Genomic DNA, 11,694 nt, shown 5'->3' on the forward strand with positions numbered 1-11,694 from the left:
ATCGCTGGACACTCCGCGAATTATCCTTACAAAATCAATAGCACTTTTGACCGCCCAGACCGGAGTATCGCAGTTGTCCCTATTCCTCATCGCGGCCCTTCCCTTCCTCGGAGCTGTATTCCCAGCCCTTTTGATCCGGGCTGGACGAAACGCAGCAGCCTCGGCCGCTGGGTTGACCACTTTTCTGGCGCTGATGGGGCTGTTGATTCACATCCCAACCGTGATGCGCGGCGAGGTCGTTACCGCCCGGTTCGACTGGATTCCGGCACTGGGCCTAAACGCCAATTTCATGTTGGACGGCCTTGGGTTTCTGTTCGCGCTGCTGATCCTTGGCATCGGTTTGCTGATCATCCTCTACGCCCGGTTCTACCTGTCGCGCGAAGACCCAATGGGGCAGTTTTACACCTATTTGCTGCTGTTTCAGGGCGCGATGGTGGGAATCGTTCTGTCGGACAATATCCTGCTTTTGCTAATATTCTGGGAACTTACCTCGCTTAGTTCATTCCTTTTGATCGGATATTGGAAACACCTCCCCGAGGGACGACAGGGCGCACGTATGGCGCTGGCTGTGACCGGCTCTGGCGGCTTGGCGATGATTGCGGGGATGCTGATCCTGGGCAATATCGTTGGCTCTTATGACCTAAGCGTCATTCTCCAGAACAAAGAGCTGATCCAGTCTTCACCCTATTACATGCCAGCGCTGGTCCTGATTTTGCTGGGGTGTTTCACCAAATCGGCACAGTTCCCCTTCCATTTCTGGCTGCCACACGCGATGGCCGCCCCTACGCCAGTATCAGCCTATCTGCACTCGGCCACGATGGTAAAGGCAGGGTTGTTCCTGATGGCCCGCATGTGGCCCGTTCTGGCGGGTACTGATGCGTGGTTCTACATTGTGGCCACAACCGGCCTGGTAACCATGCTGATCGGGGCCTGCATCGCCCTGTTCAAAGACGATCTCAAGGCGCTGCTGGCGTTTTCGACCGTGTCGCATCTGGGCCTGATAACCATGCTGCTGGGGTTTGGAACCAAGATCGCCGCCGTTGCTGCCATCTTCCACATCATCAACCATGCGACGTTCAAAGCAGCCCTGTTCATGACCGCCGGTATCGTGGATCACGAGGCCGGGACCCGCGACATCAAGCGACTGGGCGGATTGCGCCATTTGATGCCCATCACCTTCACCATCGGGACGATTGCCGCACTTTCCATGGCCGGTCTACCTCCGCTGAACGGGTTTCTGTCCAAGGAGATGATGCTGGAGGAAACGGTCCACACAACCTGGCTGCATTCGCATTATCTTGTGCCCGGACTGGCGCTGCTGGCGGCCTTGTTCTCTGCAGCCTATTCGTTCCGCTTTGTTGGTCACGTGTTCCTTGGTCCAGTACGCGACGATTACCCAACCCATCCACATGACCCACCGGCCGGGCTTTGGCTTGCACCCGCTTTCCTGGTCGTGCTTGTCGTCCTGATCGGTCTTTATTCCAACGCCATCGTAGGTCCGATGGTGGCGGTTGTTTCAAGTGCGGTAATCGGGGGCGAGAAGCTGCCCTATTATTCGCTGAAACTCTGGCACGGGTTTACGCCTGCCTTGTATATGTCCGCGTTCGCCACACTGGGTGGCCTAGCCTTTCTGGCACAGCATCGGCGTGGTGAGTTCATCTGGAATGCCCTGCCCAGACCCGAGGCGAAAACCATTTTTGACGCAGTGATCGCTGCGCTTACGACAACCAGCCGCTGGGTCACAGATACTCTGCATAATGGGGTCCTCAGCCGGTATGCGGCCATCCTGATCGTCTTTACGGTTGGGCTGGGATATTATGCATTCGCCACCGGATCTATTGGCGTTGAAACACGCACGCCCCTACCCGTTCAGATCATTCCGTTCATTGGCTGGATCTGCCTGATCGCCGCGACACTGGCCATCATGTGGTTTCACCGCAACCGGCTGTTATCCTTGGTGCTGATCGGGGTCGTGGGCCTGATCGTCTCGATGGCCTTCAACTATCTGTCCGCACCCGACCTTGCCCTGACACAGATTTCTGTCGAGGTAGTGACGATGATCCTGCTGTTGTTGTCACTTAACTTCCTGCCCACGGACACACCCTGGGACAGCAGCGCGGCGCGGCGTTGGCGGGATGCGGCAATTTCGGTCGTGGCAGGCATCGGATCAGGTGCGTTGATCTACGCGTTGATGCTGCGGGATTTCGGTTTCCCGAGCATTTCCGAATTCCATCTGGCCAACTCGTATAAGGGCGGCGGAGGCACCAATGTGGTCAACGTGATCCTGGTGGATTTCCGTGGCTTTGATACCTTCGGCGAAATCATCGTTCTGGGCATTGCCGCCCTGATCATCTTTGCCCTGACCGAGGCGGTTCTGGAAACCAATGTCCGGGGGTATTTGCTGAACCGTAAACCGCACTGGCCGCAATCGGGTGACTCTCATCCGTTGATGATGGTCGTGGCGACAAGAGTGATGATGCCGATCGCGCTGATGGTCGGGGCCTATATCTTTTTCCGCGGCCATAACCAACCAGGAGGAGGGTTCATCGCCGGTCTGGTCGTCGCCATCGCCTATCTGATGCAATATATGGCCAGCGGCTATACCTGGGCCATCGAACGGCAACGGTTCTATTATCACGGCACAATCGGCTGGGGCGTTCTGATCGCCGCAGCAACTGGAATTGGCGCATGGTTCAATGAACGTCCCTTCCTGACCAGTGATTTCGGATATCTGACGTGGCCGCCGCTGGAAGAGTTTGAATGGGCAACCGCCATGCTGTTCGATACTGGCGTGTTCCTTGCGGTTTTGGGCGCGGTGATGCTGGCACTGGATAGCCTGTCCCGCTTGGCCTGGCAGCCCGGCATGGCGCAGGAATTCCCGATGGATATCAACCCGCTGCGGGACGATCCGCCTGAAGAAGAACAAGAAGAAAAGGAGCAGGTCTGATGGAAGCGCTCGTAGCCTCTGCGGTTGGCGTGATGACCGCCGCCGGGATTTTCCTGATCCTGCGTCGCCGGACTTTTCCGGTCATTCTGGGCCTGTCGCTGCTGACCTATGCGGTGAACGTCTTTTTGTTTGCCACCGGGCGGCTGGCTTTGGACGCGCCGCCGGTTCTGAACAAATATGAAGAGGTCGCCTATACCGATCCCTTGCCGCAGGCCCTGGTGCTGACCGCCATCGTGATTTCATTCGGGATGACTGCGGTGATCGTGATGATCTCGCTTTCGGCTTACCTGTCGGCCAAGGATGACCACATCGACATGGCCGCTCATGACAATACGGACGCGCCGGGAGAAGACGCATGAACCATTGGATCGTTGCGCCAGTCGTCCTGCCCGCGATTCTGGCTCCGTTCATCATCATGGTCCTGCGATACCACCTTGATTTGCAGCGCATATTCTCGGTCGCCGGTGTCGTGGCACTGCTTGGCATCGCCCTGACAATCACCGCACAGGCCGCAGGTGGAGACATTCTGGTCTATGAGTTGGGCAACTGGCCAGCGCCCTTTGGAATCGTGCTGGTGCTGGATCGGTTATCTGCCATGATGGTCTTGCTGACCGCGCTTTTAGCCCTTCCGATAGTGCTTTATGCGATTGCCTCCGGATGGGATGCACGCGGCAAGCACTTTCATCCCTTATTTCACTTTCAGCTTATGGGCGTATGCGGTGCCTTTCTGACAGGTGACGCCTTTAACCTGTTCGTGTTCTTCGAGGTATTGCTGATCGCGTCCTACGGTTTGATGACGCACGGCGGTGGAGCCGTTCGGCTCAAGGCAGGCGTGCAATATGTCGCCTACAACCTTTTGGGCTCAACGCTGTTTTTGTTTGCCCTTGGCACGCTCTATTCAGTGACCGGCACGCTGAACATGGCGGATATGGCTGTACGGATTGCCGAGCTTCCGCTCGAAGACACCGCTCTGATAAGAGTGGGTGCTGCCCTGTTGCTGCTGGTATTCTGCATTAAGGCTGCAGTTCTGCCGCTGCATTTCTGGCTACCGGCCAGCTATGCGAATGCTCCTATGCCAGTTGCAGCGCTGTTTGCGATCATGACAAAGGTCGGGGCCTACTCGATCTTGCGCATGTACACGCTTGGCTTTGGCCCCGAGGTATTGGTTGCGCATGATCTTGTGATCAACTGGCTGCAACCTGCCGCTTTGGTAACTCTGGCCGTTGGTACAATCGGCATATTGGGCTCACGACACATCGCGCGCCTTGTAGCCTTTTGTGCCATCGCGTCGATGGGCACGCTGCTGATCGCAATTTCCCTGTTCACCGAAACGGCCACTGCTGCCGCTTTGTTCTATATCTACCATTCGACGCTTGCGACGGCGCTGTTGTTCCTGATTGCTGATCTGGTGATCGAGCGGCGCGGAGGCGCAATTGCCCCAAAGCACCCAATGGCACAGACCGGACTGATTTCCGCACTGTTCTTTATTGGTGCGATTGCTTTGGCCGGGATGCCGCCCCTGTCCGGGTTCATTGGCAAACTGCTGGTCCTGGACGCCGCGCGAGATGCACCAGACGCAAATACGGTCTGGGCTGTGGTATTGATCGGCTCATTTGTAACCATAGTAGGACTGGCCCGCGCCGGAACTTTGATCTTTTGGAAAAGCCATGACACCAGCTTGGCCACCGACCAAGCCGATACAACTGACGGCGAGACCGCCTTTCAGGCAGCCCCAGAACCTTCGCCCGGGTTGGCCTTCACGTCGGTATTTGCTTTGATCATCGGTCTGGTCATGCTGACATTGTTTGCCGGGCCTGCAATGAACTACGCTACCAGCACAGCGGAACAGTTGTTTGCACCCGAAAACTACATCTCGGCCGTGTTAGGGGTGGAAGAATGAAAAAACTGCTTCACCGGATATTCCCGCACCCGCATCTGACTTTCCTGCTGACGGTCGTGTGGATTTTGCTGGCAAACACACCATCGCTGAATTCACTGGTGTTTGGCCTTGTGCTGGGGATTATCATCCCCTTCGTCACACAGCCGTATTGGCCAGACCGGCCCGTTCTTCGGAATTGGCCGATGATCACCGAATACATATTGGTGGTTCTATGGGACATTGTTGTCGCCAACATGACAGTTGCCAGGATCATCCTGTTCAAACGGGATTCCGACCGTGAACCGAACTGGGTCTGCATTCCGCTGGAACTGCGCACACCCGAGGCGATCACGGTTCTGGCCGGGACAATCACCATGACCCCCGGCACCGTCAGTTGCGATCTGTCCGCGCAGGGTCACAACCTGCTGGTCCACTGCCTCGATGCGCCAAACCCGGACGAAGTACGCGATCAAATCAAGCAACGATACGAGCGCAGGCTAAAGGAGATTTTCGAATGATCGACCTAGCAATCTACTTTGCCTTTGCCTGTTTCGGCGCAGCCATCATGATGTGCCTGTGGCGGATCATTACGGCCGATGGAGTGGGCACCCGGGTTCTGGCGCTGGACACGATGGTGATCAACACAATTGCCCTTATGGTACTTTACGGGCTGTTTCTGGGGACCGAGATCTTTTTTGAGGCCGCGATGATCATTGCAATGCTCGGCTTTGTCTCAACTGTGGCCTACGCGCGCTTTATGCTGCGCGGCAATATCATCGAGTGAGGGCGACATGTCGGTAATCTTTGAATTTCTGGTCGCCTTCTTCCTGGTTGTTTCAGGCATATTTGGTTTTGTCGGATCGTACGGGATGATCAAGCTAAAGGACCCGATGTCCAGGCTTCACGCCCCCACCAAAGCGACAACGCTTGGGGTGGGTGGCGTTCTGATCGCCTCAATCATCCATTCCGTATTGATCGAACATCATCTGTCTCTGCACGAGCTGCTGATCACGCTGTTTCTGTTCCTGACTGCTCCGATCACGGCCCTGTTTATTGCCAAATGGCATATTCACCGCCATGAAAAGCCCCAGGATCTGCCGGACGCGGGTGAGGACAAAATCTGGGCCACACATGCGGTCGAACAAGTCGAAGACGTTCCTGATCACAGAAACACCTGATACATATGCATAGACCTCCGTTACCCCTGACCCGCGATCTGGTTCTTATCGGCGGCGGTCATACGCACGCGCTGGTGTTGCGAAAATGGGGGATGAACCCCCTGCTTGGCGCGCGCCTGACGGTCATCAACCCCACGCCTTCAGCCCCCTATTCAGGGATGCTGCCCGGTTTCGTTGCCGGTCATTACCGCCGGGGTGACCTGGATATTGATCTGGTGCGTCTGGCTCGCTTTGCCGGGGCACGGGTGATATTGGGTGCCGTCGAAGGGTTAGACCCTGACCGGCAAGAGGTACATGTGCCCGGCCGACCGCCCGTCGCCTATGATGTAGCCTCGATTAATGTTGGCATTACATCCGACATGCCGGCCCTGCCTGGATTTTCCGACCATGCGGTCCCCGCAAAACCGTTAGGGTCTTTTGCCGCCAGGTGGGCCGAGTACCAATCTGGCGCAGGCGCCGCCTCGGTTGCCGTGATCGGTGGTGGTGTTGCCGGTGTCGAGTTGATCATGGCGATGGCGCACGCTCTGCGTTCCGCAAACCGCAGCGCCCGATTGACCCTGATCGACAATGCTCGGGCCCTGACCGCGATTGGCGCTAAGGCGGCCTCAATCATTCGCAATGCGATGGCTGACCTTGGCATCGACGTGATCGAACAGGCCGCCATCGTCGAAATTCATGCGGATCACATCCGGTTGGAGGACGGGCGCCAGATTGCGGCTGGATTCGTGACGGGGGCGGCGGGGGCCAAACCCTATGGTTGGATGGCGCAGTCCGGGCTGGATCTTCACGATGGATATATCACGGTGAATAGCAGGCTGCAGTCCAGCAATCCTTTTGTGTTCGCAGCCGGCGATTGTGCCCATCTGTCAGAAAACCCCAGACCAAAAGCAGGTGTCTATGCCGTCCGAGAAGCCCCGATTCTTTATGACAATCTTCGGGCCTCGCTGGGTGTCGGAAAGATGCGCCCCTATCATCCGCAAAAAGATTACCTCAAGCTGATATCGCTGGGTGGGAAATCCGCATTGGCCGAGCGATTGGGAACCTCGCTCAGTGGTCCGTTGATGTGGAAATGGAAGAACCATATCGACCAGAATTTCATGAATAAATTCCGGAATCTGCCGCAGATGAAAGCAGCCGAGTTGCCCCGCGACCACGCTTTGGGCGTGCCAGAAGTCCTGGGTGAAAAACCCATGTGCGGTGGGTGCGGCGCAAAGATTGGGCGTCGCGCTTTGCGCAGTGTTCTGTCTGATTTGCCGCCCCCCGATCGGCAAGACGTTATACCGCTTTCAGGTGACGATGCGGCTTTGCTTCTCACCGGCGGCGCGCGACAGGTGATGACCTCGGACCATTTGCGCAGCTTTACCAATGATCCGGTTTTGATGACACGGATCACGGCCATTCACGCGTTGGGTGATATCTGGGCGATGGGTGCGGCACCGCAGGCCGCCACCGCGACGATTATTCTGCCTCGGATGTCACCCGCACTGCAACAACGTACCATGGCAGAAATCATGGCCACCGCCAGTGACGTCATCCGCGCAACCGGAGCCGAAATCGTCGGAGGCCACAGTTCGATGGGGGATGAGATGACCATCGGGTTCACTCTGACCGGCCTGTGCGAAAACGACCCGATCATCCTGTCCGGAGCCCGCAAGGGCGACGCTTTGATCCTGACCAAGCCGATTGGCAGCGGCGTGATCATGGCCGCCGAAATGGCCGGTTTGGCCAATGGCATCTGGGTCGCCGAGGCGTTCCGCCACATGGTCCAGCCCCAGGGCGAAGCCGCGCGCATTCTGTTCAGCGCCCATGCGATGACCGATGTGACCGGGTTTGGTCTGGTAGGGCATCTGCAGGGTATTTGCGGTGCCTCGGGCTGCGGTGCGGTAGTTGCTCTGGATGCGGTTCCCGTGATGGCCGGGGCCGTAGAACTCAGCGCAAGCGGCGTTCGGTCCACGATCTTCGAGGACAACCGCGCCATCGCGCCTGAACTCATCAATGGACCCAAGGCTGATCTTCTTTTCGATCCTCAAACCGCCGGAGGGCTATTGGCCGCTGTCCAAGCCGATGACGCGCCAGGCCTGTGTGCAGACCTACGTGCGGCTGGATATCCGGCAGCAATCATCGGCATGATCGACGATACGCCGGGTTTAAAACTTCAGAGATGATCCAGGACCTGTTCGACCCGCAAAGCGACCTCTTTCAGACCGGTACTTGCCAGCGAGGGCACCTGGATCGAGGCTACAATTTCGGCGCTGTGTACGCGCGCCGACTTGGCATAAGCCGGGTCGTAATGCTGTTCCATAAGTGACCGTGTAAGGGCCAACTTGTTACCGCCGTCAATCAGCGCAAACCACCCATCCACCACCTCATGCCCACGGTGAGACCTCAGCGGCGACAGGAGATCTTTCAACCGCTCGGCATCGCTGAGGACATCGTCATATGCCGAGACCAGATATTCCGCGCGCGCTTCTATCGGGGCATCAATCTGAATGCGCACGGCCGCACACATGGCGGACCAAAGCCTCGGCGGCAGGATCAAAGAGCCGATTTTGGACGATTCCGCTTCGACTACGACGGGACGGGTGGGGTCAAAACCACAAAGTTCTGCGGCCAGCGCGGATTCGAATGCCTTTTGACTGGGTTGTCCGCCCGGCATTGCCCCCAGCAACGACCCCCGGTGATTGGAAAGCCCTTCGAGATCCAGAACCTGGACACCACGTTGCTGAAGGTGTGTAAGCAGCTCGGTCTTTGCTGTGCCCGTATACCCATCCAGAAGGACGAATTGAAACTGCAACGGATCGTCATACAGATACCGGCTCACCAAGCGGCGATAAGCCCGATAGCCGCCCTCGACAACCTCGGCCCGCCAGCCAATCTGTTGTAGCATCCAGGTAAACGAACCAGATCTCTGCCCACCGCGCCAGCAATATACAAGGGGTTTCCACCCCCCTTCGTGATGGGACAGGCTGTGTTCAATGTGGTTGGCCGCATTCCTGAAAACCAGAGCCGCCCCCAGCTTGCGGGCCAGAAACGGGCTTTCCTGGACATAAATCGTCCCGACGCGCGCCCGTTCGTCGTTATCCAGAACTGGCAGGTTGATGGACCCGGGCAAATGATCCTCGGCAAATTCAGCCGGGCTGCGCACGTCTATGGTCGTGTCGAACTCATGCGCATATAATTGCTGAAGGCTGGTGATTTTCAGAACCATGTCAACGATCTAACCCGCGTTGAACCGGATGGAAAGGCACGGTGTCAACCTGCGATGGGATCGACAAGCGTCGGTCCACTGGCCCGATTGGAATTGACGCTCGGATCGACACGATGAAAGCCAAGAATATCTTCCTGCCCCGGAGACAGCAGCCGCGCAGCCCCTTTGCCCACTTCACCCAACCATAAAGGCCAGTTTTCGGGTTCAACAATCAGGGGCATGCGGTGATGAATTCTGCCCAGATTGCGGTTCGCTGGTGTCGTAACGATTGCGCATGTTCCCTTCTTATCGGCCTCGGGTCCCCAATCTTGCCATACCCCGCCAAAAGCAATCGGGGCCCCGTCTTTTCTGAAAATATACCAGGGCAGCCGGTCTCCGCTCTCGGTTTTGGTCCATTCATAAAACCCGCTGGCAATGATCAGACATCTGCGTTCTCTGCAGGCCGCCCTGAAAGCCGGTTTTTCAGCTAGCGTTTCGGCGCGGGCATTGATCAACAATGGCCCAGCGGTTTTGGACTTGTACCAGTGTGGTAAAAACCCCCAACGCAAGGCATCCAGCTGACGCCCGGTTTCGCCTGCCCTGACCACATGCACCTGACATGTCGGACAAACGTTGAAATTCGGGACAACAGGCAGAGCATTGGCCGGGCGCGCAGAAAACAACTGGGCCATGGCATCATTTGGAAGGGTTATTGCAAACCGTCCGCACATAGGTAATGAACTTTCAACAATCGTTTTCTACAGGCACAGGTTCTCACGGGGTCATATGCAAAATCAAACGGCGAAAACCTTAAAAGTCAAAGCTGTCGCAGCGCTGGAAGAAGGCAAATTCCAGGCTGCGCTGAAAAAGGCTCAACTTGGCGTAAAAAAGTTTCCGACCGACTCGGATTTTCATGCCATTTCCGGTTTTGTTCTGACCGAGATGAAACAGTATAAAAGGTCGATCCCGCATTTTGTCGAAGCCGCGCGGATGAAACCTGACGATCCGCAATTCGTCGAAAACCTCGCCAATGCTCTTATGCAAACCGGCCAGATGGCCAAAGCCTTGGATTATGCCGAACTCAAGGCCGAAAAGTTCCCAGCCAGCAAGGAACTGAACCGGGTCATTGATGAGATTACGCTGAAAGGACAGAACTGGCGTCTGATCATTGATCACGTGACCAAAAAACTTCAAAGCGACCCTGAAAATGTCAGCCTGTTGTCGACTCGTGCCCGCGCCTATGGCCGCATCGGTTATATCGAGCACAACTCACGCGATATAACCAAGGCGTATGAATTGGCACCGGACAACGAAAAGATAGCCTTTCAAAAAGCCGTAAATCTGCACCAGAGTGGCGACAAAAAGGGATGCGCCAATATTCTGCAGGGCATCTACGCCAAAGAACCCTTCCATGTTGCCACCCTTCTTCAGCTTTCGACAATGTCCAGCAAAGAGGACGCCCCGAAACTGATGGAGGCGGTAGAAGCAGCGATATCCGAAAGCGTACACGAGCTGTCGGAACTGGAATTTGCCAAGGCCCACCTGATCCAAAAAACCGATAGTCTTGGCGCAGCACTGCCGCAATTTGCACGTGCCAATGCCATCCAACACAACGTCAAACCCTATGATTTAGAGGCGGAAGAACAGAAGTTCGAACGTATCACTGGCCTGTTCCCTGTAGGGGGAAGAGTTCCTTGGTCCGAACAAACCGATCAGCCGGTTCCGATCTTCGTTCTGGGCCAGCCGCGCTCTGGCACAACGCTCATGGAAATGATGCTGAGCTCAGCGCCAGACATTGCTGGCTGCGGCGAACTGACGGTTGGGGCCGATCTTTCGCGCGACTACGCACAACATCGCAAGACCTTCGATTCCACTGCCGCAGCGAAATATGCCAAAGAGTTCCGAGAGTTGATGCCGCCGATCCCCGATGGCTCAACCGCTTTTGTTGACAAGATGCCCCACAATTTTCAGCGGGTCGGCTTCCTGTTGTCGGCATTCCCAAACGCCAAGATAATAAACATGCTGCGTGATCCGCGCGATGTCGGTCTTTCGAAATGGATCCGCCGGTTCCCTGCGGGGGGCATGAACTATGCCTCGAATCTTGAAACCATCGCCCATTCTGCCAACCTGTATCGTCGCTATATGGCGCATTGGGATGCTGTTTTTGGCGACAAGATCCTGACCGTTCCATATGAAAAGCTTGTCGCGGACCCCGAAACCTATAGCAAGCAGGTCGCCGCTTTCTGCGACCTCGAATGGACCGAGACGATGATGCATCCGGAAGAGAATACCAAACAGGTCCGGACTGCCAGTATCGACCAGGTTCGCAACAAAATCTCAACCAAATCCATTGGGGGATGGCGATCTGTGTCGGAACATATCCAGCCCATGCTTGCGGGTTTTGATACAGGGCTTTGGCCGGAATACGATATTGATCAAGGCTGAAGGTTAGCTGAATGAAATAGGGCCGCATCCCAAGGTGCGGCCCTTTTCGTTTCGCTCT

Annotated in this window: 10 protein-coding genes; 8 read left to right on the forward strand and 2 right to left on the reverse strand. The window is 56.3% G+C overall.

The window, feature by feature from the left end; genetic code table 11:
- Positions 1 to 73 precede the first annotated feature (73 nt).
- Genes AC2FH2_RS04610 through selD form a run of 7 tightly spaced genes read left to right on the forward strand, consistent with a single transcriptional unit; the run spans position 74 to position 8,169 of the window.
- Complete coding sequence (locus AC2FH2_RS04610; RefSeq protein WP_496823049.1) at positions 74 to 2,947, forward strand: monovalent cation/H+ antiporter subunit A; 2,874 nt, start codon at positions 74 to 76, stop codon at positions 2,945 to 2,947.
- Positions 2,947 to 3,306 (forward strand): Na+/H+ antiporter subunit C, encoded by a 360-nt coding sequence (locus tag AC2FH2_RS04615; RefSeq protein WP_142632852.1) that lies wholly within the window; start codon positions 2,947 to 2,949, stop codon positions 3,304 to 3,306. Before AC2FH2_RS04610 ends, AC2FH2_RS04615 begins: the two co-directional genes overlap by 1 nt.
- On the forward strand, positions 3,303 to 4,847 hold the full coding sequence (locus AC2FH2_RS04620) for a monovalent cation/H+ antiporter subunit D (RefSeq protein ID WP_496823016.1): 1,545 nt from the start codon (positions 3,303 to 3,305) through the stop codon (positions 4,845 to 4,847). Before AC2FH2_RS04615 ends, AC2FH2_RS04620 begins: the two co-directional genes overlap by 4 nt.
- On the forward strand, positions 4,844 to 5,344 hold the full coding sequence (locus AC2FH2_RS04625) for a Na+/H+ antiporter subunit E (protein ID WP_496692434.1): 501 nt from the start codon (positions 4,844 to 4,846) through the stop codon (positions 5,342 to 5,344). The genes AC2FH2_RS04620 and AC2FH2_RS04625 overlap by 4 nt, the downstream gene beginning before the upstream one ends.
- On the forward strand, positions 5,341 to 5,610 hold the full coding sequence (locus tag AC2FH2_RS04630; protein ID WP_496688625.1) for a K+/H+ antiporter subunit F: 270 nt from the start codon (positions 5,341 to 5,343) through the stop codon (positions 5,608 to 5,610). Before AC2FH2_RS04625 ends, AC2FH2_RS04630 begins: the two co-directional genes overlap by 4 nt.
- 7 nt (positions 5,611 to 5,617) lie before the next feature.
- Positions 5,618 to 6,004, forward strand: coding sequence for a Na+/H+ antiporter subunit G (locus AC2FH2_RS04635; RefSeq protein ID WP_142632844.1), 387 nt, complete (start codon positions 5,618 to 5,620; stop codon positions 6,002 to 6,004).
- 5 nt (positions 6,005 to 6,009) lie between these two features.
- Positions 6,010 to 8,169, forward strand: a complete 2,160-nt coding sequence (gene selD, locus AC2FH2_RS04640) for a selenide, water dikinase SelD (protein ID WP_496823018.1) — start codon at positions 6,010 to 6,012, stop codon at positions 8,167 to 8,169.
- Here selD and mnmH read toward each other — a convergent pair.
- Together mnmH and AC2FH2_RS04650 are read right to left on the reverse strand one after the other, a co-directional pair.
- Positions 8,160 to 9,212 (reverse strand): tRNA 2-selenouridine(34) synthase MnmH, encoded by a 1,053-nt coding sequence (mnmH, locus tag AC2FH2_RS04645; protein WP_496823020.1) that lies wholly within the window; start codon positions 9,210 to 9,212, stop codon positions 8,160 to 8,162. The genes selD and mnmH overlap by 10 nt on opposite strands.
- A gap of 44 nt (positions 9,213 to 9,256) precedes the next feature.
- Positions 9,257 to 9,922: an SOS response-associated peptidase gene (locus tag AC2FH2_RS04650; protein ID WP_496823022.1), complete on the reverse strand. Its 666-nt coding sequence runs from the start codon at positions 9,920 to 9,922 to the stop codon at positions 9,257 to 9,259.
- Between the two features lie 55 nt (positions 9,923 to 9,977).
- On the opposite strand from AC2FH2_RS04650, the gene AC2FH2_RS04655 reads away from it, so the two are divergent.
- The gene (locus tag AC2FH2_RS04655) at positions 9,978 to 11,636 is read left to right on the forward strand and encodes a tetratricopeptide repeat-containing sulfotransferase family protein (protein ID WP_496823024.1); all 1,659 of its coding nucleotides are present in this window, start codon (positions 9,978 to 9,980) and stop codon (positions 11,634 to 11,636) included.
- Positions 11,637 to 11,694 lie beyond the last annotated feature (58 nt).

The sequence above is a fragment of the Ruegeria sp. YTSA105 genome, assembly GCF_059610225.1.